The following is a 24,105-nucleotide window of genomic DNA, read 5'->3' as shown; positions in this document are numbered from 1 at the left end:
AAATAGAGATGGCGATTAAAAAGTATAAACCTACCTCAAACGGTCGTCGTGGTATGTCGGTATCAGATTTCGCAGAAATCACTACTGATACTCCCGAGAAGTCGTTATTGGCTCCTTTAAATAAAAAGGGTGGACGTAACAACCAAGGTAGATTAACAGTACGTCATCAAGGTGGCGGTCATAAGCGTCAATACCGCATCATTGATTTTAAACGCGACAAAGATGGTATACCAGGACGCGTTGCTACAATCGAGTATGATCCAAATAGATCAGCTAATATTGCGTTAATTAACTATGTTGATGGTGAAAAACGTTATATTCTAGCTCCGAAAAATTTAGAAGTGGGCATGGAAATCATGTCTGGCCCAGAAGCGGATATTAAAGTGGGTAATGCATTACCTTTAGTTAATATTCCTGTTGGTACAGTTATTCATAACATTGAACTTAAACCAGGTAGAGGTGGACAATTAGTACGTTCTGCTGGAACATCTGCTCAAGTTCTTGGTAAAGAAGGAAAATACGTTTTAGTACGTTTAACTTCAGGTGAAGTGCGTATGGTATTAGCTGCTTGCCGTGCTTCTATTGGTCAAGTTGGTAATGAGCAACACGAACTTATTAATATCGGTAAAGCAGGTCGTTCTCGTTGGTTAGGTAAACGCCCAACTGTACGTGGATCTGTAATGAACCCAGTTGATCACCCACATGGTGGTGGTGAAGGTAGAGCTCCTATCGGACGTAAGTCACCAATGACACCTTGGGGTAAACCAACACTCGGTTATAAAACGCGCAAGAAAAATAAGAAGTCAGATAAATTTATCGTGCGTCGTCGTAAAAAATAACGGGGTTGTGCTACGGTTCACAGGAACCGTATGCCAATCGCGAAGGGAGGTTCACATATGGGTCGCAGCTTAAAAAAAGGACCTTTTGTAGATGATCATTTAATGAAAAAAATTGAGAGCTTGAATGAAACTGATGGTAAGCGTGTGGTTAAAACATGGTCTCGTCGTTCAACGATTTTCCCTCAATTCATTGGTCATACAATTGCAGTTTATGATGGTCGAAAACATGTGCCTGTATATATAAGTGAAGACATGGTTGGTCACAAGCTTGGAGAGTTTGCACCAACTCGTACGTATAAAGGTCACGCTAGTGATGACAAGAAAACAAGACGTTAAGAGAGGAGGCATCCTAAATGCAAGCAAAAGCTGTTGCAAGAACAGTTCGAATTGCGCCTCGTAAAGCTCGCTTAGTAGTGGACTTAATTCGAGGAAAGCAAATTGGTGAAGCATTAGCAGTTTTACGCTTAACAAACAAAGCGGCTTCTCCGATAGTAGAAAAAGTATTAAAATCAGCTGTTGCAAACGCAGAACACAACTATGAGATGGATATTAATAATTTAGTTGTTGAAGAAGCGTATGTGAACGAAGGCCCGACTATGAAACGTTTCCGCCCGCGTGCAATGGGACGTGCTAGTCAAATTAATAAACGTACGAGCCACATTACTGTAGTGGTATCAGAAAAGAAGGAGGGATAATCAGTGGGTCAAAAAGTAAATCCAGTAGGTTTGCGTATCGGAGTCATCCGTGATTGGGAATCAAAGTGGTATGCTGATAAGGACTATGCAGATTTGTTGCATGAAGACCTTAAGGTTCGTGAATACATTACTAAGAGATTAAGTGACTCTGCAGTATCAAAAGTGGAAATTGAACGTGCGGCTAATCGTGTGAATATTTCAGTACACACTGCAAAACCAGGAATGGTTATTGGTAAAGGTGGTACAGAAGTAGAAGCACTTCGTAAAGCGTTAAATGCGTTGACAGGTAAACGTGTCCACATTAATATCGTAGAAATTAAGAGAGCTGACTTAGATGCTAAATTAGTAGCAGATAATATTGCTCGTCAATTAGAAAACCGTGTATCCTTCCGTCGTGTGCAAAAGCAAGCTATTCAACGTGCTTTACGCGCTGGAGCAAAAGGGATTAAAACAATGGTATCTGGTCGTTTAGGTGGTGCAGATATCGCTCGTGCTGAATATTACAGTGAGGGAACAGTTCCACTTCATACGCTCCGTGCTGACATAGATTATGGTACAGCTGAAGCAGATACTACGTATGGTAAATTAGGCGTAAAAGTATGGATTTATCGTGGAGAAGTCCTTCCTACAAAGAAGAATAAAGAGGAAGGAGGAAAATAATCATGTTAATGCCAAAACGCGTTAAGTATCGTCGCGAACACCGCGGTAAAATGCGCGGTCGTGCAAAAGGCGGCACTGAAGTAAATTTCGGTGAGTTCGGCTTACAAGCGCTAGAAGCGTCTTGGATTACTAACCGCCAAATCGAGGCTGCTCGTATTGCGATGACACGTTATATGAAACGTGGCGGTAAAGTATGGATTAAAATATTCCCATCCAAGCCATATACAGCTAAACCTCTAGAAGTTCGAATGGGTTCCGGTAAGGGTGCTCCAGAGGGCTGGGTTGCTGTTGTAAAACCAGGTAAGATTATGTTTGAAATCTCAGGTGTACCTGAAGAGGTGGCACGTGAAGCACTTCGTCTTGCATCACATAAACTTCCAGTAAAATGTAAGTTTGTAAAACGAGAAGAAATTGGTGGTGAATCAAATGAAAGCTAATGAAATTCGTGACCTTACCACTGCCGAAATTGAACAAAAAGTTAAGTCTTTAAAAGAAGAGTTATTCAATTTACGTTTCCAGCTAGCGACTGGACAACTTGAAAATACAGCTCGTATTCGCGAAGTACGTAAATCGATCGCTCGTATGAAAACTGTGATACGTGAAAGAGAGATCGGTGTGAATAATCGATAAATGAGGGGAGGTTTGCTTAAATGAGTGAACGCAACCAACGTAAAGTGTATACAGGTCGTGTTGTATCTGACAAAATGGATAAAACGATAACTGTATTAGTTGAAACATACAAAACTCATTCACTATATGGTAAACGTGTTAAGTATTCAAAGAAATTCAAAGCACATGATGAGCAAAATACTGCAAAAGTTGGCGACGTAGTTAAAGTAATGGAAACACGTCCACTATCTGCAACAAAACGTTTCCGTTTAGTAGAAGTAGTTGAAAAAGCGGTAATTATATAATACAAGGTCGGATGAATTTTATATCCGAAGGGAGGTTTCGTGAATGATTCAACAAGAATCTCGGTTGAAAGTTGCTGATAATTCTGGAGCTCGTGAAGTGTTAACGATAAAAGTTCTAGGTGGCTCTGGACGTAAATACGCAAATATTGGTGATGTAATTGTTTGTACAGTGAAACAAGCAACACCAGGAGGCGTTGTCAAAAAAGGTGAAGTAGTTAGGGCTGTTGTTGTACGTTCAAAAAAAGGAGCACGACGCCCAGACGGTTCTTACATCCGTTTTGACGAAAATGCATGCGTGATTATCCGTGACGACAAAAGTCCACGTGGTACTCGTATTTTCGGCCCGGTAGCTCGTGAATTACGTGATAGCAACTTCATGAAAATTGTATCATTAGCTCCTGAAGTTCTTTAATTTGAAAATTGAAATGCCTTATCAAGGAGGTGCAGATAAGATGCATGTAAAAAAAGGTGATAAAGTACTTGTGATTTCAGGTAAGGATAAAGGTAAACAAGGAGTTATCCTTGCTGCATTGCCAAAGAAAAGTAGAGTTCTTGTGGAAGGTGTGAATATTGTGAAGAAGCATTCTAAACCTTCACAAGCTAATCCCCAAGGCGGGATTAACAGCCAAGAGGCACCTATCCATGTATCAAATGTTATGCCATTAGATCCAAAGACGGGTGAACCTACACGTGTTGGACATAAGCAAGTTGATGGCAAAAACGTACGCTATGCAAAAAAATCTGGTGAATTATTAGATAAATAACTAGTTGTAGAAAGGAGGTACTATTATGAACCGCCTAAAGGAAAAATATCAAAAAGAAATTACTCCTAGTGTTATGAGTAAATTCAGTTATAAATCAGTTATGCAAACACCTCAACTTGAAAAAATAGTTGTAAATATGGGTGTTGGAGATGCAGTTGCAAATTCAAAGGCATTAGATAATGCTGTTGAAGAATTAACAACAATAACTGGTCAAAAGCCTGTAGTTACAAAAGCAAAGAAATCTATCGCTGGTTTCCGTCTTCGTGAAGGAATGCCAATTGGTGCGAAAGTAACTTTACGCGGTGAGCGTATGTATGAATTTTTAGATAAACTAGTGTCTGTTGCACTTCCACGTGTACGTGACTTCCGTGGTGTATCTAAAAAATCATTCGATGGTCGTGGTAACTATACATTAGGGATTAAAGAACAATTGATTTTCCCTGAAATTGAATATGATAAAGTTTCGAAAGTTCGTGGTATGGATATCGTTATCGTAACCACTGCAAATACTGATGAAGAAGCTCGTGAATTATTAACTCAAATGGGTATGCCGTTCCAAAAGTAATCAGTGCCATCTAAATATAAGGAGGCGAAAATGTGGCTAAAAAATCAATGGTCGTAAAACAAAAACGTGATCAAAAGTTTAAAGTGCGTGAGTACACACGTTGTGAACGATGTGGTCGTCCTCATTCAGTGCTAAGAAAATTTAAACTTTGCCGTATTTGTTTCCGTGAATTAGCATATAAGGGACATATCCCAGGTGTAAAAAAAGCAAGTTGGTAAAACCCAGATATGGGAAGGAGGTAAAAATATTATGGTGATGACAGATCCTATTGCAGATTTGCTTACTCGTATTCGCAATGCGAACATGGTACGTCACGACAAATTAGAGGTTCCTGCTTCAAACATGAAGAAAGATATCGCTGATATTTTAAAACGTGAAGGTTTTGTTCGTGATGTGGAATTTATTGAAGATAACAAACAAGGTATTCTCCGTATTTTCTTAAAGTATGGTGCAAATAATGAACGTGTAATTACTGGATTAAAGCGTATTAGTAAACCTGGTTTACGCGTATACGCTAAAGCTGATGAGGTACCTCGTGTACTTAATGGTTTAGGAATTGCGATTGTGTCTACTTCTCAAGGTGTGTTAAGTGACAAAGAAGCTCGTCAAAAGCAAACAGGCGGAGAAGTACTAGCTTACGTTTGGTAAAAAGTTTTTTTAGAATGGAGGTGTAATTTATGTCACGCGTTGGTAAAAAACCAATTGTTATCCCTGCAGGTGTAACGGTAACTGAGGAAAATAAAAACGTTATTGTTAAAGGACCGAAGGGTGAATTAACTCGTACAATCCATGCAGATATGGAATTAACAATAGAAGAAAACGCTGTAACAGTTGTTCGACCATCTGATTCAAAAGAGCACCGCTCATTACATGGAACGACTCGTAGCGTACTAGCTAATATGGTTGAAGGTGTTTCTAAGGGGTATGAAAGAGGACTAGAATTGATCGGGGTAGGTTACCGTGCACAAAAGCAAGGTAAAAAGCTAATCCTAAATGTAGGTTACTCACATCCTGTTGAAATCGAACCTGAAGCAGGGATCGAAATAGATGTGCCTGCGAATACAAAAATTGTTATTAAAGGTACTGATAAGGAACGTGTTGGAGCTTTAGCTGCTAACATTCGTGATGTACGTCCACCAGAGCCTTATAAAGGTAAAGGAATTCGTTATGAAGGCGAATATGTACGTCGTAAGGAAGGTAAGACTGGTAAGTAATACCGCCTAGTGTATAAGAAAGGAGTGGCATAGTATGATTACAAAACCTGATAAGAATGCAGTTCGTAAAAAAAGACACGGACGTGTTCGTGCGAAAATTTCAGGAACAGCTGTACGCCCGCGTTTGAATGTGTTTCGTTCTAGCAAACACATATATGCGCAAGTAATCGATGATGTGAATGGTGTTACACTTGCAAGTGCATCTACTTTAGATAAAGAATTAAGCATTGAGTCAACAGGTAATGTTGACGCAGCGCAAAAAGTTGGCGAGTTAGTTGCTAAACGTGCGTCAGAAAAAGGTATTAAAGAAGTGGTTTTTGATCGTGGAGGATACCTATTCCATGGACGTATTAAAGCGTTAGCTGATTCAGCTCGTGAAAATGGCTTAGAATTTTAATTGTCAAAGGAGGGATACAGATGGTCCGTGTTGATCCAAGTAAACTAGAACTTGAAGAACGTGTTGTTACCGTAAACCGCGTAGCAAAGGTAGTGAAAGGTGGACGTCGTTTCCGTTTTGCTGCACTTGTTGTTGTTGGTGATAAAAACGGTCACGTTGGTTTTGGAACTGGTAAAGCTCAAGAGGTTCCAGAAGCTATTCGTAAAGCTATAGAAGATGCTAAGAAAAATCTTGTTACTGTACCTATGGTTGGTACAACAATTCCACATGAAGTTATCGGACGATTTGGCGCAGGAGAAATCTTGTTAAAGCCTGCTTCTGAAGGTACTGGAGTTATCGCTGGAGGTCCTGTACGTGCGGTATTAGAGCTAGCTGGTGTACATGACATCCTATCAAAATCTTTAGGTTCAAATACACCTATTAACATGATTCGTGCTACAATTAGTGGTATTCAGGATATGAAGCGCGCTGAAGACGTTGCAAAGTTGCGTGGAAAATCAGTTGAAGAATTGTTAGGATAAGGGGGGAAATGAAATGTCAAAGAAATTAGCTATCACCCTCACAAGAAGTGTTATTGGCCGTTCTAAAGATCAAAAAGTAACTGTTCAAACTTTAGGTTTGAAAAAAATGCATCAAACGGTCGTACATGAAGATAATGCTGCAATTCGCGGCATGGTAAACAAAGTTGCACATTTAGTTACGGTAAAAGAACAATAATTTTAACATGAGTAAATAAGGAGGTGCCCTGATGAAACTTCATGAACTTAAACCAGCTGAAGGGTCTCGTAAAACTCGTAATCGTGTAGGACGTGGTATTGCTACTGGTAATGGTAAAACATCTGGTAGAGGCCAAAAAGGTCAAAAGTCTCGTTCTGGCGGTGGCGTACGTCCAGGCTTCGAGGGTGGTCAAACACCTTTGTTCCAACGACTACCTAAACGTGGTTTTACGAACATTAACCGAAAAGAGTATGCGGTCGTTAATCTTGAAACATTAAATCGTTTTGAAGATGGTACGGAAGTAACACCTGAATTATTAATCGAAACAGGTGTAGTAAGTAAGCTTAAATCGGGTTTGAAAGTCCTTGCAAAAGGAAAAGTTGAGAAAAAGCTTACTGTTAAAGCTCACAAATTCTCTTCTGCTGCAAAAGAAGCAATTGAAGCTGCAGGCGGTAAAACTGAGGTGATTTAATGTTCCGAACAATCTCCAATTTTATGCGCGTTGGTGATATAAGAAAGAAAATAATATTCACCTTGTTAATGTTAGTTGTGTTTAGAATAGGGACGTTTATTCCTGTTCCGAACATCAATGCTGAAGTATTACAGGTTACAGGCGAAAACAATCTATTTGGAGTATTGAATACATTTGGTGGAGGAGCATTACAGAACTTTTCCATCTTTGCAATGGGGATTATGCCTTATATCACGGCTTCCATTATTATTCAATTACTACAAATGGATGTTGTTCCAAAGTTTACTGAGTGGTCAAAACAAGGTGAAGTTGGTCGTCGTAAATTAGCTCAGTTTACCCGCTACGGCACAATAGTTCTTGGATTTATTCAAGCAATTGGTATGTCCATTGGCTTTAACACTATGTCGAACGGGGCATTAATTGAGAACCCTGGCATTCCAACTTATTTGTTAATAGCATTAGTATTGACGGCTGGAACTGCCTTTTTAATGTGGTTAGGTGAACAAATAACAGCTCACGGTGTTGGTAATGGAATTTCCATTCTCATCTTTGCTGGGATTGTGGCAGGCATTCCGAATATCGCTAACCAAGTATATGCAACACAATTTGAAGGTGCTGGAGAACAGCTATTCTTACGTATCGTTACGGTAGTTTTATTGCTACTCGCGATCGTTGCAATCGTCGTTGGTGTTATTTTCATCCAACAAGCATTTCGAAAAATTCCAATTCAATATGCAAAACGCTTAGTGGGTCGTAGTCCAGTTGGAGGACAATCTACTCATTTACCTTTAAAAGTAAATGCTGCGGGTGTAATACCTGTTATCTTTGCAGTATCGTTTATTATTACACCACCAACAATTGCATCATTCTTTGGACAAAACGATGTTACTATGTGGATTGAAAATACATTCAGGTATACCGAACCTGTTGGTATGACAATATATGTTGCATTAATTATTGCATTTACCTATTTCTATACGTTTGTTCAAGTTAATCCTGAGCAAATGGCAGAAAACCTTAAAAAACAAGGTGGGTATATTCCTGGAATTCGTCCAGGGATAAATACGCAAGAATATGTAACTCGGATACTATATCGTCTTACATTTGTAGGTTCTATTTTCTTAGCTGCAATTTCTGTTCTTCCTATTATTTTTATTAAATTTACCAGTCTTCCGGAATCAGTACAAATTGGTGGAACAAGCTTGCTCATCGTTGTTGGTGTTGCACTTGAGACAATGAAACAGCTTGAAAGCCAACTTGTAAAACGTCATTACAAAGGATTTATTAAGTCATGAGGTTTTGGGGTTCTCCCATTTCCTCATTGTTAGATGAGGGTGAACACATATGAATCTCGTATTAATGGGGCTCCCTGGTGCTGGTAAAGGTACGCAGGCAGAGCAAATTGTTAGCAAGTATAATATTCCTCACATATCAACAGGAGATATGTTCCGTGCTGCTATAAGTGAAGGAACTGAATTAGGCTTAAAAGCAAAGGCTTTTATGGATGAGGGCAAACTTGTTCCTGATGAAGTTACAATAGGTATTGTTCGTGAAAGATTAGGTAAAAATGATTGTAAAAATGGCTTTCTGTTAGATGGTTTCCCTCGAACAGTCGCTCAAGCAGAGGCGTTAGAACAATTGCTACATGTCATGAACAGTACGATAGATTTTGTTATCAATATAAATGTTGATAAATCTATACTATTAGATCGTTTAACAGGTAGAAGAATTTGCAAGAACTGTGGTTCCACATATCATCTAGTATTTAATCCACCACAACAAGAGGGCGTTTGCGACAAGTGTGGAGGAGAATTATATCAACGTGCTGATGATAATGAGGCTACTGTAGAAACTCGCCTAGAGGTAAACATTAAACAGTCAGAGCCTTTGTTAAATTTCTACAAGCAAAAAGGTTATTTACAAAACATTGATGGACAACAAGCAATTGATAAAGTATTTGTAGATATAGATAAATTGCTTGGAGGCATATCTAAATGATTATTTGTAAGACCCCACGTGAGATAGAAATAATGCGTGAAGCAGGCCGTATCGTTGCTTTGACTCACAAGGAATTACAGAAACATATTAAACCTGGTATTACTACTAAGCAATTGGATACAATTGCTGAAGAGTTTATTCGGAAACATGATGCAATTCCATCATTTAAGGGGTATAATGGTTTTCGCGGGAGTATATGTGCTTCAGTAAACGAAGAGTTAGTTCACGGTATTCCTGGTGATCGTGTCTTAAAAGATGGAGACATCATCAGCATAGACATTGGGGCTAAATACAATGGATATCACGGTGATTCTGCTTGGACATATCCAGTTGGGAATATTACTGAAGAAACACAGAGGCTCTTAGATGTGACTGAGAATTCATTATATGAGGGTTTAAAAGAAGCTAAGTCTCATGTAAGGTTATCAAACATCTCTCATGCGATCCAAACGTATGCTGAAGAAAATAATTTCTCAGTCGTTCGTGAGTATGTTGGCCACGGTGTTGGTCAAGATTTGCATGAAGATCCTCAAATACCACATTATGGCCCACCAAATAAGGGTCCGCGATTGAAACCAGGGATGGTATTGGCGATTGAGCCGATGATAAATGCAGGTAGTCGATATGTAAAAACGCTAGCAGATGACTGGACAGTTGTAACTGTTGATGGTAAAATGTGTGCACATTTTGAGCATACGATTGTTATTACAGAGACTGGTTATGAAATTTTAACAAAAGCCTAAGTGAAGGTGATAATAGTTGAACGATTCTGATTCGAGTCCGCGCATAGGTCAGTTTGTTTTAATCACTCAAGGCAGAGACGCTGGACAGTATGCAATAATTATAAAAAGTGTTGATGAGCGATTTGTTTTACTTGCGGATGGAGAAAAGCGAAAATATGATCGGCCAAAAAAGAAGAATATTCAACACCTTGAGTTTTTTGATTACGTATCTCCGGAAGTTCAGAACAGTATAAGTGAAACTGGTCGTGTGACAAACGGGAAATTGCGCTATGCATTAACAAAGTTTGTCAATGAGCAAGTTACTGATTTGAAGAAGGGAGAGCTTTTAGATGGCGAAAGACGATGTAATTGAAGTTGAAGGTACTGTCGTAGAAACATTACCAAATGCAATGTTTAAGGTAGAACTTGAAAACGGACATACAGTATTAGCACATGTTTCAGGTAAAATTCGTATGCATTTCATTCGAATCTTACCAGGAGATAAAGTTACTGTAGAATTATCACCATATGATTTAACTCGCGGACGGATTACGTACCGCTTTAAATAATTAAACTCCGTTATTACCAAGGAGGTTAGAACAGTGAAGGTAAGACCATCAGTTAAACCTATTTGTGAAAAATGTAAAGTTATTCGCAGAAATGGAAAAGTAATGGTTATTTGTGAAAATCCAAAACATAAACAAAAACAAGGATAAGCATAAGGAGGTGCACGTATAATGGCGCGTATTGCTGGTGTAGATATTCCTCGTGATAAACGTGTTGTAGTATCATTAACATATATTTTTGGTATTGGACGCACAAAAGCAGAGAAAATTCTAGCTGATGCAGGAGTTTCAGAAGATACTCGTGTGCGTGATTTAACTGAAGAAGAATTAGGGAAAATCCGTGATATCATCGACGGCTATAAAGTAGAGGGTGACCTTCGTCGTGAAGTATCATTAAATATTAAACGTCTAATCGAAATCGGTTCATATAGAGGAATTCGTCATCGTCGTGGATTACCAGTTCGAGGACAAAATTCTAAAAATAATGCTCGTACACGTAAAGGTCCACGTCGTACTGTAGCGAATAAGAAGAAATAGTAAAGGAGGTTCTTAAGAAATGGCACGTAAAACAAATACACGTAAACGTCGTGTGAAAAAGAATATTGAGTCTGGTATTGCACATATTCGTTCAACGTTTAATAATACAATCGTTACGATCACTGACGTTCATGGTAACGCGATTTCTTGGTCTAGCGCCGGTGCATTAGGTTTCAAAGGTTCTAAAAAATCTACTCCTTTTGCTGCTCAAATGGCTGCAGAAACGGCTGCCAAGACTTCTATAGAAAATGGTTTAAAAACACTTGAAGTAACTGTAAAAGGACCTGGAGCTGGACGTGAAGCTGCTATCCGTGCACTACAAGCAGCAGGACTTGAAGTTACTGCAATTAAGGATGTTACACCTGTTCCACATAACGGATGTCGTCCACCAAAACGTCGCCGTGTATAATTTCTCTGTATAGATTTTGAATTCATGTCAATAATGGGTTATGATAAATCATTTTTATTGCGAAACAGATTAATTATTTTAGTTGTTGTGCACATTCGGGAACTTATTATTGGGGAATTTCGGTTAGACATCCATAGACAAACTAACATTAAATTGTCTAGCCGGGGTTTCGACGTTTTGAAGGAGGGTTTGTAATGATAGAAATTGAAAAACCAAAAATCGAAACGGTTGAGATCAGCGATGATGCCAAATACGGTAAATTCGTCATCGAGCCACTTGAGCGTGGATATGGTACAACTTTGGGTAACTCCTTACGTCGTATTCTATTATCCTCACTACCTGGTGCAGCTGTCACATCTATTCAAATAGATGGTGTACTGCATGAGTTCTCAACAATTGAAGGCGTCGTGGAAGATGTAACGTCTATTATTTTACACGTAAAGAAACTCGGATTGAAAATTTATTCAGACGAGGACAAGACGCTTGAAATTGATATACAAGGTGAAGGAGCAGTAACAGCTGCTGATATTACACATGATAGTGATGTGGAAATTCTTAACCCTGACCTTCATATCGCTACTTTAGCAAAAGATGGTCATTTGCGTATGAGATTAACCGCAAGACGTGGACGTGGATATACTTCAGCTGATGCAAATAAAAGTGAGGATCAACCAATAGGGGTGATTCCAATTGATTCGATTTTCACACCGGTATCTCGTGTTTCATATCAAGTTGAAAACACTCGTGTAGGTCAGTTGTCAAATTTTGATAAACTAACATTTGACGTATGGGCAGATGGAAGTACAGGTCCTAAAGAGGCTATTGCTCTTGGATCGAAAATTTTGACTGAGCACTTAAATATTTTTGTTGGTTTAACTGACGAAGCACAAAATGCTGAAATCATGGTTGAAAAAGAAGAAGACCAAAAAGAAAAAGTGCTTGAGATGACAATTGAAGAATTAGATCTTTCAGTTCGTTCTTATAATTGTTTAAAACGTGCAGGTATTAACACTGTACAAGAACTAGCTCATAAAACCGAAGAAGACATGATGAAAGTACGAAACCTAGGTCGAAAGTCTTTAGAAGAGGTTAAAGCAAAGCTTGATGAGTTAGGGTTGGGATTGCGAAAAGATGACTAGTTATGAGACTCTTAACTAGGCATTTTCATGTTTTCCTTACTGCTATGATAACACTCTAAAAAGGAGGGACATCTCATGTCATATCGTAAATTAGGACGTACAAGCGCTCAACGTAAAGCGTTACTACGTGATTTAACTACTGATTTAATTATCAATGAACGCATTCAAACAACAGAGACACGTGCAAAAGAATTACGTTCTCTTGTAGATAAAATGATAACTTTAGGTAAGCGTGGAGATTTACATGCTCGCCGTCAAGCTGCAGCATTTATTCGTAATGAAGTTGCGAATGAAGAAACAGGTGACGACGCTCTTCAAAAGTTATTTGGCGATATTGCACCACGTTATGAAGAACGCCAAGGTGGTTACACTCGTATTATGAAAATGGGTCCACGTCGTGGAGACGGAGCACCAATGGTTATTATTGAATTAGTTTAATACTACTGAATGTTCAAAAGGAGATTTTTGAACATCTTTGTATGAGTAAATGAGGGCAGGACAGTTTTAATGACTGAATCTATGCCCTTTTTTGCTATTGTTTTTATACTATCAATAAATGTCTAAACTATGATGCTTCATATTTTCTCTTTATAATGATAGCAGGGGCCAACAAGGGGCAAGAAAATTATCAGGCGGATTGGAGTAAATCGAGAGTCAACGCTTAACTAACTGTCCACCCTCAGTGCATATCTCCTTTAAGTCTCCTCATCTTACCATCAGAACTAATGTTGCAATAAAGCTCTTTTTTATTTCTTAGGAAATATGTCGAATAATAGAGGAGGAAAGGATATGGGGAATGAACTATTATCAGTCAAAGGTGTTTCCTTTCGCTATAATGACCAATCACATTATGCGTTAAAAGATATTTCATTTTCACTTAAAAATGGTGAATGGTTAGCAATTGTAGGCCATAATGGTTCTGGAAAATCAACACTGGCGAGAATATTGAATGGGTTGTTAATACCAGAGTCTGGAGAGGTATCAGTGGCTGGTATCACACTTACAAATGAGTCGATTTGGGATGTTCGTAAGAAAATTGGTATGGTGTTCCAAAATCCAGACAATCAATTTGTTGGTACAACTGTCATTGATGATGTAGCTTTTGGGTTAGAAAATAATGGTGTAGAACGTTCGGAAATGGTAGATCGAGTTGACGAAGCAATTAATAGAGTGAAAATGGAAGCATTTGTTGATCAAGAGCCACATAATCTCTCCGGAGGACAGAAGCAAAGAGTTGCAATTGCTGGTGTGTTAGCTGTGAGGCCTGATATTATTATTCTAGATGAAGCGACATCTATGCTTGATCCAAAAGGGAAAGAAGAAGTCTTGAGAACAATTAGAAAACTTAAAGATGAGCAAGTTATATCTGTTATTTCAATCACGCATGATTTGGATGAAGCAAGTAAAGCTGATCGTATATTGGTTATGAATAAGGGTAATATTTTCACGGAGGGACGACCCGAAGATATTTTTGCTTTAGAGAAGGAGCTTGTTAATATAGGTCTTGATCTTCCTTTCTCCGTTAGACTTAGTAAAAAAATGAGGCGAGCAGGTATTCCTTTGACAGTTGATCATTTAACAGATGAAGGATTGGTGGATGAGTTATGGACATTACAATACAAAATGTAGAACATAAATATCATCAACATACCCCTCTTGAACGGTTAGCACTTTACGATATTAATTTAGCTATTAATTCTGGGACTTTTCTAGCAATTATTGGACACACTGGTTCAGGAAAATCGACTCTTTTACAACATTTAAATGGTCTATTAAAACCGACAGTAGGAAGTTTAACCGTTGGTGAAATGACAATCGACTCTGGGAAAAAGAATAAAAAGATAAAGAAGCTTAGACAAAGAGTGGGCATTGTATTTCAATTTCCTGAACATCAATTATTTGAGGAAACAGTAGAAAAAGATATATGTTTTGGTCCGACTAACTTTGGTGTATCTGAGAAAGAAGCGAAGAAGAAGGCACTAGAAGCGTTGGAGTTAGTTGGATTACCAAGTGAATTTTTGCAAAGATCACCCTTTGACTTAAGTGGTGGTCAAATGAGAAGAGTAGCAATTGCTGGAGTTTTAGCAATGGAACCAGAAGTTCTTGTGTTAGATGAGCCAACAGCTGGATTAGATCCTAGAGGGCGTACAGAGATAATGGATATGTTCTATAAACTACATCAGAAGAAGAAGATAACGACGGTATTGGTAACTCATAGCATGGAGGATGCAGCAAAGTATGCTGATGAGATTGTGGTCATGGATAATGGTACGATTAGAATGAAGGGGAAACCAGAAGAAATATTTTCTAAACCAAAAGAACTGGTCAAACTAGGGTTAGATGTTCCTGAAGCATTAAAGTTTAAGATGAAATTAGAAAGCAAATTTGGTATTCAGCTATCGTCCACATGCCTTACGATCGACGATGCACTAGAACAAGCACAATTGATTATGGGTAAGGTGAAGCAGCATGATGGATAAAATTATAATAGGTAGGTATGTACCAGGTTCATCAATTGTCCATCAGTTGGACCCTCGTTCGAAATTATCATTAATATTTCTTTATGTCATAGTTGTTTTTTTAGCAAATAATGAACTTACATATGGGATTTTATGTATATATACAGTAGGTATGATGCTGCTAACTCGAATACCTATTCGGTTTATTTTGAAAGGGCTAAAACTTATATTTTGGATTATTATTTTTACTTTCATATTACATATTTTTGTAACTAAGGAAGGTGCACTATTATTTAGTTTAGGATGGATTGAAATCTATGAAGAAGGTATTAGGCAAGGTGTATTTATCTCCCTACGTTTTTTAAATTTGATTTTAATGACTTCTATGCTTACGTTAACGACAACACCGATAGAAATTACAGATGGGATGGAAAGTCTATTAAACCCATTCAAACGGTTTGGTTTGCCTGTTCATGAGATTGCTTTAATGATGTCTATATCACTTCGGTTTATACCGACATTAATGCAAGAAACAGAAAAAATAATTAAGGCCCAAACAGCTAGAGGAGCAGATTTCACAAGTGGACCAATAAAGGATCGAATAAAGTCAATTGTTCCTTTGTTAATTCCTCTGTTTATTAGCGCGTTTAAGAGAGCTGAAGATTTAGCAACAGCCATGGAGGCAAGAGGTTATCGTGGCGGTGACGGTAGAACGAAATTTCATCAATTGCAGTGGCATAGTAGAGATACCATTGTAATTATGAGTCCTTTATTAGTATCTGTTTTGTTATTTTTACTAAGAAGTTAATGGAGAAGGTAGAAAAATCATGCAACGTTTAAAATGTACAATAGCCTATGATGGGTCACAATTTAATGGATTTCAAATTCAGTCTCTCCCAAATCAGCGGACCGTGCAAGGTTACCTTGAGAAAGCCCTAATGAAAATTCATAAGGGACATCATGTTACAATATATGCTTCAGGAAGAACAGATTCGGGTGTTCATGCTTATGGACAGGTCATCCATTTCGACTCACCATTAGATATCCCTGCGAACAGGTGGCCCGCTGCATTAAATTCGATCGTCCCTGATGACATTGTGATTAAGGAAGTCATTCAGGTAGACCCAACATTTCATGCGCGTTATGATGTAACTTCAAAGGAATATCGGTATAAAATACTAAGGTCAAAACAATATGATGTATTCACTAGAAAGTACGTATATCATTATCCATATCCCCTTGATATTTCAGCTATGAAAATGGCGAAAGAATATTTCATTGGTACTCATGATTTTACAAGCTTTTGCTCTGCTAAAACTGCAAAAGAAGATAAAGTTCGAACGATTTATTATATAGATTTGTATGAAGAAAACGACGAGTTGATTTTGCACTTCAATGGGTCAGGATTTTTATATAATATGGTAAGAATTCTTGTCGGTACTTTATTAAAAGTGGGTCAAGGAAAAATAAAGCCTCAGGAAATAAAAACTATTTTAGAACAAAAGAATCGGATGCTAGCGGGGCAAACTGCGCCATCTCATGGATTGTATTTATGGCAAGTGAATTATGACAACTAAACCTGGTGTAACATTTTCTTGACAATAGACTCATAAAGATTTATTATATCATATGGTATGTATTTTAAAACCACGATTAGCCCCGGAAAAATCGTGTTGAATAATATATGTAACCAATCATGGATTTTTTTATTTAGGAGGGAAAATCATGCGTACAACTTTTATGGCAAAGCCAGCAGAAGTACAACGTAAATGGTACGTGGTTGATGCTGAAGGAAAGACTTTAGGTCGTCTTGCAAGCGAAATTGCATCGATTTTACGTGGTAAACATAAACCAACTTATACACCACATGTTGATACTGGTGATCATGTAATCATCATCAATGCAGAGAAAATTGAACTTACAGGTAAGAAATTAACTGACAAACTATATTACCGTCATAGTCAACATCCAGGCGGATTAAAAGTAAGAACTGCGCTTGAAATGCGTACGAACTACCCAGAAAGAATGCTAGAAGGCGCAATTCGTGGTATGTTACCAAAAGGTTCATTAGGTCGTCAAATGTTTAAAAAGTTACATGTATATGCTGGTAACGAACATCCACATCAAGCTCAACAACCTGAAGTTTACGAACTTCGCGGATAATATTTTTAGGAGGGTATTAATTTGGCACAGGTACAATATTATGGCACAGGCCGTCGTAAAAGCTCTGTTGCTCGTGTACGTTTAGTTCCTGGTGACGGACGTATCGTGATCAACGATCGTGATATTGAAAACTATATTCCATTTGCAGCATTAAGAGAAGTTGTAAAACAACCACTTGAAGCAACTGAAACTACAGGTGCTTATGACGTTTTAGTTAACGTTCATGGCGGTGGATATACTGGTCAAGCTGGTGCAATTCGTCACGGTATCGCACGTGCTTTACTACAAGCAGATCCAGAATATCGCCCAACATTAAAGCGTGCTGGTTTATTAACTCGTGATGCTCGTATGAAAGAACGTAAAAAATACGGTCTTAAAGGCGCTCGTCGTGCACCACAGTTCTCAAAACGTTAATTTTATTTACGTTTCAAAGACTCTCAACCAATTTGGTTGGGGGTTTTTTTGTTGACTGTTTTCTTATTAATTGTTGTTTTTTGAATTAAGTAATACATACACTACTAGAGTTGATGACACCTTTTTCTTCTGTAAAAAAAATCATTACTAGCGTTTGACAATAGGAACAAAGTTTATGATAAATAAACTTTTTGTTAAACAATTTTTATAAACTGACTCACTAATTGTTATGACTAATGAGTGTTCAGATGAATAGACTCACAATATATTGAGAATTTGCAGTTCCACGCTTGTCCCCACGAAATCACTCCACCACTTTTCGTTAAGACAAAAAACACTATCTAACGCATGTCGATGTCAGCCAGATGGATATTCTTTTCTTATAGCTGTTTTCGGTTTATTGTTGCTTTTCATTCAAAGGTATAAGCACGTATACACTTAACGTTCGTGGCAACTTTTCTTCACTAAATACGATAAAAACATAAAAATCATATTAAACACATTAGTTACTTAAATGTAAGTGAAAAAAACAACAAAGTTTACGAAAAAGCCTTTCGTACTGATATAAAGATATAAGGAGCATCTATTCTTGGCCCGAGGACTGGCTGAAGACGATCAGCAGTGCATGCTACATGGGAGCAAGTTATAAGGGATAATGAGATGTCCTCACCTTTTCTCAATTGGTAAAGACAGTAACGTATGAAGCTTTTAGAGAAGTGTAAACTACCTTCAAAAGGGGTTGAATAAGAAATGAATGTTATTACAACTTTTGCTGCGAAGCAGAAGGAAAAGCAAGTCATTTACGAACGGAAAATGCTAAGAGAGTTATCTCTTGAAATTATAAAAAAACAAGTTGAGCAAACTTTTAATGATTTTTACGAGTTAGGAGTTGTGGCGATTAGTGCTATTGAGGATGGGTGTATTGACATCGCTGTAGAATCATATTTGTTGGGAGCAAGCTATAGTCGATTTGGTTATTTTGGTGAACCTTTAGAAAAGGTAAAGCTAAGGTGTATAACAGAAGAAAAGTATTTAATTAATACTTTGTATGATTACGTTATATATTGGGGGAATGTTGATGATTTTAGTCTAATGAATGAATCAATGTATTACACATGCGAACACTTTGTTGACTATTGGTTTAATGAAGGTTTTTATAAAGGGGAAAAACGGTATCGAATGAAATTACATTAGCAAACGGTGATAAGTGTCTATAACATGAAAAATTTAAGTTGATCATTTTCTTCACTGCTCATCTAGCATTATTAACGATAGGCATAAAGCTAGGTGGTCTATTTTTGCCTCTTGTCCCATATAGTGTTTACAAGGAAAAAGTGGGAGGAAGAGACAAAGTGAAGAAAAAACTGAAATTTGCTGGATACTTAATAGGTTTTATTATCCTACTAATAATCGTTCAATACCAGTTTACAGAAAATGCTTCATGGAAATCATGGAATTTACCTCTATCTGGTAAGATAATTATTTTAGACCCTGGCCACGGTGGTCCTGACGGAGGAGCAGTTGGTGGTGATGTGCTTGAGAAAGATGTAGCTTTAAAGGTTACTATCTTATTGAAGGATTTTCTTCAGGAACAGGGTGCGCTCGTTATTTTGACTCGTGAAGATGATCACGACCTCGCATCTAGCGGTACAAAAGGCTATAGCAAAAGGAAAACTGAGGATTTGAAAAAAAGAGCAGAAATAGTTAATGAGTCGCAAGGTGACTTATTTATCAGTGTTCACTTAAATGCGATACCTTCATCAAAATATAGGGGGGCACAAACGTTTTACAACCCCAATTATATTGAAAATAAGGAAATCGCAAGGTTTATACAAGATGAATTTCGAACAACTCTAGACAATACTACGAGAAAAGCTAAGGCAATTAGTGGTGTGTACTTATTGAAAAATGCAAATATACCTGGTTCCTTAGTCGAAGTAGGATTTTTATCGAATAGTGCAGAAAGGAATTTATTATCTGATGACACATATCAAGAAACATTAGCGTTTTCCATATATAAAGGGATTATTAGATATTTTTCTAATGAGGGGAAGGCTCCTGAGTAATAGTTAATTATTGTGAATTCTTTTAGCCGTCATATGTAATTATGGTATACTAACAGTTGAACGTATGAAAACGAATACACAAAAAGGACGGTGTAATAATTGATAACGAAAGATCAAGTAGTTGAGCTATTACGTCAATTAAAAGATCCATTTTTACATAAAACTTTTGAAGAGACTGGTGCAATCCAAGACATAAATATTAAAGAAGAGAAAGGGCATGTAAGTGTAAAAATTGCATTATCAAAAATTGGTACATCTGAGCAGTTGCAAATACAAGGACATATCGTACAAGTATTAAAGGATGCCGGTGCTAAGTCTGTTGGGCTCCGTTTTTCAGAATTACCGCAGGATAAAACTGCTAAGTCGGAAAGCCCACCACCCTCTGAGGCAGGTAGTGATTCACCATTATCATCAGGTAGCAACACAAAGTTTATTGCGATTGCAAGTGGTAAAGGTGGGGTTGGAAAATCAACTGTTTCTGTTAATTTAGCTGTATCTTTAGCACGACTAGGGAAAAAAGTTGGCTTAGTTGATGCTGACATATATGGATTTAGTGTACCAGACATGATGGGTATTACGAAGAGGCCAGTTGTTAGAGGCGAGAAAATTATTCCTGTTGAAAGATTAGGAGTAAAAGTGGTTTCAATGGGATTCTTTGTCGAAGATAATGCACCTATTATTTGGAGAGGCCCAATGTTAGGAAAGATGCTTAATAGCTTTTTTCAAGAGGTTGAATGGGGCGAGTTGGATTATCTATTGTTAGATTTACCTCCTGGAACAGGGGATGTTGCGTTAGATGTCCATGCTATGCTACCTTCTTGTAAAGAAATTATTGTGACAACACCACATCCTACTGCCGCTTTTGTAGCTGCTCGTGCTGGTGCTATGGCTCTGCGCACTGAGCATGAAGTTATTGGTGTCATTGAAAATATGTCTTATTTTGAAAGCAAGCTGACGGGGGAAAAGGAATATGTCTTTGGGAATGGCGGTGGCACGAAATTAGCGAAGGAGCTACAAACAGAGCTGCTAGGACAACTTCCGTTGCAGCAACCTGATTGGGATGATGATGATTTTGCACCTTCTATTTATGCTGAAGATCATCAACTAGGTAAAATTTATATGAACATGGCTGAAAGGGTTACATCGATAGTATAAATGGTCGTAAATTCTTATTAGACAGAGGGTCAGACCTACAATTTTTTGTGAGCATTTTTAAAAATTGTGAGGTAGACCCTTTTTATTTGCTGCTTTCAAACACTTGTAAGAGGTTACCCTCCTTCTCCATTACCTCCAGAATCACCTCCACCTTCTTCATTATCGGCGCTTTGTTCTTCATCACTACTTTTTTCACCGCTTTGTAATTCCTCCGCACCTTTTAATAGAATTTCTTGAATTTTAACTTTAAATAAGGGGCTTTCTATCGTTTCTGTTATTACCTTCTGTAGATGAGTCCGATATTCTTTACCTTTGAGCACAGTTAAAGTTTGCTCTTCCATCTCTGGATTTTGAAATAGTTCTAGCATCATTCCTTGGTATTCAGGATCTTTCATTAATTCCTTTATTAATTTTTCTTGTTCTTCTTGCAGGCCCTTTGCAAAGCTTTCTGCAAATTCAGGATCTGATAGACTTTCTTTCCAAAATTCAGTAGCTTCTTTAGAAGTAAGTGATTTTTCAATTGCAGCTGTAACAATTGTTTGGTCCATAATTAATTGTTGCTTCATGCCGTCCTCAGACATAATGTCTTGAATCGCCTTTTTTCCTTCATCAGTCTTTAAAATATCAACAATCATTTTCTTAGATTGTTCATAATCCAATTCTTGTGCTTGTTCCTGCTGTCCACACCCACTAGCCGTTAAAATTGTGACTATGATAAATAGGAGCAACACGTTTGTTTTCATTGCTCACTAACTCCTTTCAGGGTTGTCCTATACTTTAGGATAGTTTATATACAAAAAATTATACGTTGTTAATGCTGAAAATGTGGTATTTTCAGCAGTCGATTGGTACAATCAGTAGGAGAATGTGTAATGGAGGAGTCTTGCTGTGAATAGTCGAAATTGGGTTCGTTTGTTTATGTCGACCTTAGCTGTTGGCGGATTTAGTGCAGGTATTATAGGATTTATTGTAAAGTGGAGTGAATACAAAGAGCTATTCTCTTCATTTGAATTTATGGATATTGTATTGGCATTTATTTGGTTTGTTGGTGTAGGCCTTATATTTAGTGTTATTAGTCAAATGGGATTTTTTGCTTATTTAACGATCCATCGGTTTGGCTTAGGGATCTTTCGATCGGTTAAGTTATGGAATGCAGTACAAATTGTATTAATTGTATTTGTGTTATTCGATCTTATATATTTTCGATATAAATTGTTTGCAGATGAGGGAGATTCAATATTCTCGTATATCGTAGTAGCTTTAATTATTGCTGTTGTAGGCATTGTAGTTGCATTGTTAAAAAAGCAACAAACAAATAAACAGGCATTTGTCCCGGCTATGTTTTTTATGATAGTCGTAACAATCATAGAGTTAATACCAGCAGTTCAAGCAAATGATGATAGTTGGTTATATTTGATGTTATTTCCTCTATTGCTATGTAACATGTACCAGCTACTAATATTACCGAAATTAACTAACAGCTAAAAATTGATTTCAAACAAAATGAGTGGAGGTTTAATCCACTCATTTTTTACTTCCAAATAGAGAGGAATTTCTTATTCCCATCATTTCACTTAATTTCTCCGCTTTTTGTATCTGTGTTTGTAATAAGTTCAGTCACTGTAACATTTTTGTATCCTTTCTTTTTTATAAATTGAATAATTGATGGAAGTGCCTCAGCCGTTTGACTGGCAGAGTCAGATGCGTGAAGTAAAATAATGTCTCCGCCATTAAGGTTTTTTGTAACATTTTTAGTTATTTCTTTAGTACCAGGCCGTAGCCAATCTTGTGAATCTATGCTCCAATGTACAACAGTGTATCCAACTTCGGATGCAGTAGTAATCACTTCTTCATTTATATTCCCAGTAGGTGGTCGTAGTAGCGGGGCAGCTTTTACTTGTAATACCTTAAATACGTCCCTAGATTTTAAAATATCGGTTTTAATCTCACTAGCTTCCAGCTCTGAATAATCTTTATAACTATATCCTTTGCTACCTATTTCATGTCCGTCGTCTGCAATTTGAGTTACGACTTCAGGATGTCGTTCAGCCCAATCTGCTAGAATGAAAAAAGTTGCATTCACTTTTTCTTTTTTTAATACCTCTAGGATGTTTAATATATGCTCGTCACCCCAATTGACATCAAATGTTAAAGCTATTTTCTCCCCTCGTTCATCTCCTTTATAAATAGCTCTAGGACCATCTTCAGTCGAAAAAACTGTATTATTTAGCGCGTCCTCAAGATAAAGAAAAATAGCTGTAAATAAAGCAGCAGCAATAATTATTAGTGCTTGTTTTCCCTTTTTCCCATTTACAACGAAAAAGAAATTCACATAACCCCCTCCTTTTCTCATACAGCTGGTTCGCATTCATTGTTGTTTTTCGTATTAAGAAATAAATATGAAACCTATTAAGGTGCGTATCATCCTTTTTGCTAGAAAACGATGACACTATCTAAAAACAACAAAGTTTACGAAAATAGCCTATCTTATACAATTACTTGTCTACATACTATGCTCCCTATTAGAAGATATGATAAAAGACTGACTAGTAAAGAAAAAATTTCATAAAACTGTTTCACAGTGGAAATAACTAGAATAACTAATAGTGAGGTGACATTATGCTTGGACTTTTAGTAACAAAAAAGGAAATAAAAGAAATTGAATATTTAATAAAAAGAGAGTTAGAAGAATTACTACTTGATTTTCAAGATTCTCGAATTGACTATGTAGTTAAGCGTGCGATGGAAGAAAGATATCAAATATTGTTTCAACTATTTAGAAAGGTTGCAACACCATCAGAATGTAATCGATATATTCGCTCAAAAAAAGCATATTTTTCAGAATGATAAGTGATGTTATAAAAGCATTGAAGGTCTTTTGGAATATAAATATATAGCTTTCATAGCCAGTGTTTATTATTCAAATATTGTTGTGGAATTTTGTTCTTTTAAAAAAGCAAAAAACATGTTGACTTCATAGTGTTAGGGTGATATATTAATAAACGTCGCTGATAAACAACGCGATAACACAGATGAAAGCATGAAAAAACATTTTAAAAAAGTGTTGACATCAACAAGCAAAAATGTTAAATTAATAAAGTCGCTTCTGAGCGGCAGCAACAAAAAATGTTCTTTGAAAACTAAACAAAACAAAAGCGTCAACGTTAATTTTTTTAAAACAAATGAGCAATCAAACTTTATTGGAGAGTTTGATCCTGGCTCAGGACGAACGCTGGCGGC

The 24,105-nt window shown here is 37.3% G+C and carries 41 protein-coding genes; 39 read left to right on the top strand and 2 right to left on the bottom strand.

Annotation, left to right across the window (positions count from 1 at the left end; genetic code table 11):
- Positions 1 to 8: 8 nt before the first annotated feature.
- From rplB to SLH52_RS20400, 36 genes are all read left to right on the top strand, one after another.
- Positions 9 to 839 carry a 50S ribosomal protein L2 gene (gene rplB, locus SLH52_RS20575; protein ID WP_214483852.1) on the top strand — a complete coding sequence of 277 codons (831 nt, stop codon included), beginning with the start codon at positions 9 to 11 and terminating at the stop codon, positions 837 to 839.
- 57 nt (positions 840 to 896) lie between these two features.
- Positions 897 to 1,175, top strand: coding sequence for a 30S ribosomal protein S19 (gene rpsS / locus SLH52_RS20570; RefSeq protein WP_320211090.1), 279 nt, complete (start codon positions 897 to 899; stop codon positions 1,173 to 1,175).
- A gap of 17 nt (positions 1,176 to 1,192) precedes the next feature.
- A complete protein-coding gene (gene rplV, locus SLH52_RS20565) occupies positions 1,193 to 1,534 on the top strand; it encodes a 50S ribosomal protein L22 (protein ID WP_320211089.1) in 342 nt (113 codons plus the stop codon).
- A gap of 3 nt (positions 1,535 to 1,537) precedes the next feature.
- Positions 1,538 to 2,194, top strand: a complete 657-nt coding sequence (rpsC, locus tag SLH52_RS20560) for a 30S ribosomal protein S3 (protein ID WP_320211088.1) — start codon at positions 1,538 to 1,540, stop codon at positions 2,192 to 2,194.
- A 2-nt stretch (positions 2,195 to 2,196) separates the two neighbouring features.
- Positions 2,197 to 2,631 carry a 50S ribosomal protein L16 gene (gene rplP / locus SLH52_RS20555; RefSeq protein WP_214483848.1) on the top strand — a complete coding sequence of 145 codons (435 nt, stop codon included), beginning with the start codon at positions 2,197 to 2,199 and terminating at the stop codon, positions 2,629 to 2,631.
- Positions 2,621 to 2,824, top strand: a complete 204-nt coding sequence (rpmC, locus tag SLH52_RS20550; protein WP_214483847.1) for a 50S ribosomal protein L29 — start codon at positions 2,621 to 2,623, stop codon at positions 2,822 to 2,824. The genes rplP and rpmC overlap by 11 nt, the downstream gene beginning before the upstream one ends.
- 20 nt (positions 2,825 to 2,844) lie before the next feature.
- On the top strand, positions 2,845 to 3,108 hold the full coding sequence (gene rpsQ / locus SLH52_RS20545; protein ID WP_320211087.1) for a 30S ribosomal protein S17: 264 nt from the start codon (positions 2,845 to 2,847) through the stop codon (positions 3,106 to 3,108).
- 43 nt (positions 3,109 to 3,151) lie between these two features.
- Complete coding sequence (rplN, locus tag SLH52_RS20540; protein WP_214483845.1) at positions 3,152 to 3,520, top strand: 50S ribosomal protein L14; 369 nt, start codon at positions 3,152 to 3,154, stop codon at positions 3,518 to 3,520.
- 40 nt (positions 3,521 to 3,560) lie between these two features.
- Complete coding sequence (rplX, locus tag SLH52_RS20535; protein ID WP_320211086.1) at positions 3,561 to 3,872, top strand: 50S ribosomal protein L24; 312 nt, start codon at positions 3,561 to 3,563, stop codon at positions 3,870 to 3,872.
- 25 nt (positions 3,873 to 3,897) lie between these two features.
- Positions 3,898 to 4,437 (top strand): 50S ribosomal protein L5, encoded by a 540-nt coding sequence (gene rplE / locus SLH52_RS20530; protein WP_214483843.1) that lies wholly within the window; start codon positions 3,898 to 3,900, stop codon positions 4,435 to 4,437.
- Positions 4,438 to 4,469: 32 nt separating this feature from the next.
- On the top strand, positions 4,470 to 4,655 hold the full coding sequence (locus SLH52_RS20525) for a type Z 30S ribosomal protein S14 (RefSeq protein ID WP_214483842.1): 186 nt from the start codon (positions 4,470 to 4,472) through the stop codon (positions 4,653 to 4,655).
- Positions 4,656 to 4,686: 31 nt separating this feature from the next.
- Complete coding sequence (gene rpsH, locus SLH52_RS20520; RefSeq protein WP_214483841.1) at positions 4,687 to 5,085, top strand: 30S ribosomal protein S8; 399 nt, start codon at positions 4,687 to 4,689, stop codon at positions 5,083 to 5,085.
- A gap of 29 nt (positions 5,086 to 5,114) precedes the next feature.
- The gene (gene rplF, locus SLH52_RS20515; RefSeq protein WP_214483840.1) at positions 5,115 to 5,651 is read left to right on the top strand and encodes a 50S ribosomal protein L6; all 537 of its coding nucleotides are present in this window, start codon (positions 5,115 to 5,117) and stop codon (positions 5,649 to 5,651) included.
- A 34-nt stretch (positions 5,652 to 5,685) separates the two neighbouring features.
- Positions 5,686 to 6,048 (top strand): 50S ribosomal protein L18, encoded by a 363-nt coding sequence (gene rplR / locus SLH52_RS20510; protein ID WP_214483839.1) that lies wholly within the window; start codon positions 5,686 to 5,688, stop codon positions 6,046 to 6,048.
- Between the two features lie 20 nt (positions 6,049 to 6,068).
- Positions 6,069 to 6,569 carry a 30S ribosomal protein S5 gene (gene rpsE / locus SLH52_RS20505; RefSeq protein WP_214483838.1) on the top strand — a complete coding sequence of 167 codons (501 nt, stop codon included), beginning with the start codon at positions 6,069 to 6,071 and terminating at the stop codon, positions 6,567 to 6,569.
- A gap of 13 nt (positions 6,570 to 6,582) precedes the next feature.
- Positions 6,583 to 6,765: a 50S ribosomal protein L30 gene (gene rpmD / locus SLH52_RS20500; RefSeq protein ID WP_214483837.1), complete on the top strand. Its 183-nt coding sequence runs from the start codon at positions 6,583 to 6,585 to the stop codon at positions 6,763 to 6,765.
- Positions 6,766 to 6,796: 31 nt separating this feature from the next.
- Positions 6,797 to 7,237, top strand: a complete 441-nt coding sequence (gene rplO, locus SLH52_RS20495; protein ID WP_214483836.1) for a 50S ribosomal protein L15 — start codon at positions 6,797 to 6,799, stop codon at positions 7,235 to 7,237.
- Positions 7,237 to 8,532: a preprotein translocase subunit SecY gene (gene secY, locus SLH52_RS20490; protein ID WP_214483835.1), complete on the top strand. Its 1,296-nt coding sequence runs from the start codon at positions 7,237 to 7,239 to the stop codon at positions 8,530 to 8,532. The genes rplO and secY overlap by 1 nt, the downstream gene beginning before the upstream one ends.
- A gap of 49 nt (positions 8,533 to 8,581) precedes the next feature.
- Positions 8,582 to 9,235 (top strand): adenylate kinase, encoded by a 654-nt coding sequence (locus SLH52_RS20485; protein ID WP_320211085.1) that lies wholly within the window; start codon positions 8,582 to 8,584, stop codon positions 9,233 to 9,235.
- Positions 9,232 to 9,978: a type I methionyl aminopeptidase gene (gene map, locus SLH52_RS20480; RefSeq protein WP_320211084.1), complete on the top strand. Its 747-nt coding sequence runs from the start codon at positions 9,232 to 9,234 to the stop codon at positions 9,976 to 9,978. The genes SLH52_RS20485 and map overlap by 4 nt, the downstream gene beginning before the upstream one ends.
- Positions 9,979 to 9,994: 16 nt before the next feature.
- Complete coding sequence (locus tag SLH52_RS20475; protein WP_214483833.1) at positions 9,995 to 10,330, top strand: KOW domain-containing RNA-binding protein; 336 nt, start codon at positions 9,995 to 9,997, stop codon at positions 10,328 to 10,330.
- Entirely contained in the window at positions 10,308 to 10,526 is a 219-nt protein-coding gene (gene infA / locus SLH52_RS20470; RefSeq protein ID WP_003348578.1) for a translation initiation factor IF-1, read from the top strand. The genes SLH52_RS20475 and infA overlap by 23 nt, the downstream gene beginning before the upstream one ends.
- A gap of 33 nt (positions 10,527 to 10,559) precedes the next feature.
- Positions 10,560 to 10,673, top strand: a complete 114-nt coding sequence (rpmJ, locus tag SLH52_RS20465) for a 50S ribosomal protein L36 (RefSeq protein WP_017473641.1) — start codon at positions 10,560 to 10,562, stop codon at positions 10,671 to 10,673.
- A gap of 21 nt (positions 10,674 to 10,694) precedes the next feature.
- Positions 10,695 to 11,060, top strand: coding sequence for a 30S ribosomal protein S13 (gene rpsM / locus SLH52_RS20460; RefSeq protein WP_214483832.1), 366 nt, complete (start codon positions 10,695 to 10,697; stop codon positions 11,058 to 11,060).
- A gap of 19 nt (positions 11,061 to 11,079) precedes the next feature.
- Positions 11,080 to 11,469, top strand: coding sequence for a 30S ribosomal protein S11 (rpsK, locus tag SLH52_RS20455; RefSeq protein WP_214483831.1), 390 nt, complete (start codon positions 11,080 to 11,082; stop codon positions 11,467 to 11,469).
- Between the two features lie 194 nt (positions 11,470 to 11,663).
- On the top strand, positions 11,664 to 12,608 hold the full coding sequence (locus SLH52_RS20450) for a DNA-directed RNA polymerase subunit alpha (protein WP_320211083.1): 945 nt from the start codon (positions 11,664 to 11,666) through the stop codon (positions 12,606 to 12,608).
- Between the two features lie 75 nt (positions 12,609 to 12,683).
- Positions 12,684 to 13,046, top strand: coding sequence for a 50S ribosomal protein L17 (gene rplQ, locus SLH52_RS20445; protein WP_214483830.1), 363 nt, complete (start codon positions 12,684 to 12,686; stop codon positions 13,044 to 13,046).
- A gap of 351 nt (positions 13,047 to 13,397) precedes the next feature.
- Positions 13,398 to 14,237: an energy-coupling factor ABC transporter ATP-binding protein gene (locus SLH52_RS20440; protein WP_214483829.1), complete on the top strand. Its 840-nt coding sequence runs from the start codon at positions 13,398 to 13,400 to the stop codon at positions 14,235 to 14,237.
- A complete protein-coding gene (locus tag SLH52_RS20435) occupies positions 14,213 to 15,088 on the top strand; it encodes an energy-coupling factor ABC transporter ATP-binding protein (RefSeq protein WP_320211082.1) in 876 nt (291 codons plus the stop codon). Before SLH52_RS20440 ends, SLH52_RS20435 begins: the two co-directional genes overlap by 25 nt.
- Positions 15,078 to 15,875: an energy-coupling factor transporter transmembrane component T gene (locus SLH52_RS20430; RefSeq protein ID WP_320211081.1), complete on the top strand. Its 798-nt coding sequence runs from the start codon at positions 15,078 to 15,080 to the stop codon at positions 15,873 to 15,875. Before SLH52_RS20435 ends, SLH52_RS20430 begins: the two co-directional genes overlap by 11 nt.
- A gap of 19 nt (positions 15,876 to 15,894) precedes the next feature.
- On the top strand, positions 15,895 to 16,644 hold the full coding sequence (gene truA / locus SLH52_RS20425) for a tRNA pseudouridine(38-40) synthase TruA (RefSeq protein WP_320211080.1): 750 nt from the start codon (positions 15,895 to 15,897) through the stop codon (positions 16,642 to 16,644).
- Between the two features lie 148 nt (positions 16,645 to 16,792).
- Entirely contained in the window at positions 16,793 to 17,230 is a 438-nt protein-coding gene (gene rplM / locus SLH52_RS20420) for a 50S ribosomal protein L13 (RefSeq protein WP_214483825.1), read from the top strand.
- 21 nt (positions 17,231 to 17,251) lie between these two features.
- Complete coding sequence (rpsI, locus tag SLH52_RS20415; RefSeq protein WP_320211079.1) at positions 17,252 to 17,644, top strand: 30S ribosomal protein S9; 393 nt, start codon at positions 17,252 to 17,254, stop codon at positions 17,642 to 17,644.
- A gap of 750 nt (positions 17,645 to 18,394) precedes the next feature.
- On the top strand, positions 18,395 to 18,838 hold the full coding sequence (locus SLH52_RS20410; protein WP_320211078.1) for a YbaK family protein: 444 nt from the start codon (positions 18,395 to 18,397) through the stop codon (positions 18,836 to 18,838).
- A gap of 158 nt (positions 18,839 to 18,996) precedes the next feature.
- Complete coding sequence (gene cwlD, locus SLH52_RS20405) at positions 18,997 to 19,710, top strand: N-acetylmuramoyl-L-alanine amidase CwlD (RefSeq protein WP_320211077.1); 714 nt, start codon at positions 18,997 to 18,999, stop codon at positions 19,708 to 19,710.
- A gap of 99 nt (positions 19,711 to 19,809) precedes the next feature.
- The gene (locus tag SLH52_RS20400; protein ID WP_320211076.1) at positions 19,810 to 20,865 is read left to right on the top strand and encodes a P-loop NTPase; all 1,056 of its coding nucleotides are present in this window, start codon (positions 19,810 to 19,812) and stop codon (positions 20,863 to 20,865) included.
- 113 nt (positions 20,866 to 20,978) lie between these two features.
- Here SLH52_RS20400 and gerD read toward each other — a convergent pair whose 3' ends face one another.
- Entirely contained in the window at positions 20,979 to 21,608 is a 630-nt protein-coding gene (gene gerD, locus SLH52_RS20395) for a spore germination lipoprotein GerD (RefSeq protein WP_320211075.1), read from the bottom strand.
- Between the two features lie 145 nt (positions 21,609 to 21,753).
- Here gerD and SLH52_RS20390 point away from each other — a divergent pair, with 145 nt between their 5' ends.
- Positions 21,754 to 22,350, top strand: a complete 597-nt coding sequence (locus tag SLH52_RS20390) for a KinB-signaling pathway activation protein (RefSeq protein ID WP_320211074.1) — start codon at positions 21,754 to 21,756, stop codon at positions 22,348 to 22,350.
- 85 nt (positions 22,351 to 22,435) lie between these two features.
- Here SLH52_RS20390 and pdaB read toward each other — a convergent pair whose 3' ends face one another.
- Entirely contained in the window at positions 22,436 to 23,197 is a 762-nt protein-coding gene (gene pdaB, locus SLH52_RS20385) for a polysaccharide deacetylase family sporulation protein PdaB (RefSeq protein WP_320211073.1), read from the bottom strand.
- A gap of 287 nt (positions 23,198 to 23,484) precedes the next feature.
- Between pdaB and SLH52_RS20380 the strand changes: the two genes are divergently transcribed.
- Both SLH52_RS20380 and SLH52_RS20375 read left to right on the top strand, forming a co-directional pair.
- On the top strand, positions 23,485 to 23,712 hold the full coding sequence (locus tag SLH52_RS20380) for a hypothetical protein (RefSeq protein WP_320211072.1): 228 nt from the start codon (positions 23,485 to 23,487) through the stop codon (positions 23,710 to 23,712).
- A gap of 193 nt (positions 23,713 to 23,905) precedes the next feature.
- On the top strand, positions 23,906 to 24,105 hold a 200-nt coding region (locus SLH52_RS20375), incomplete at its 3' end, for a hypothetical protein (protein WP_320211071.1).

Origin of the sequence: Cytobacillus sp. IB215665 (assembly GCF_033963835.1) — a bacterium.
Classification (GTDB): Bacteria; Bacillota; Bacilli; order Bacillales; family SM2101; genus Nanhaiella.
The sequence above is the reverse complement of the archived record's forward strand: the minus strand, read 5'-3'. Positions and strand labels throughout refer to the sequence as shown.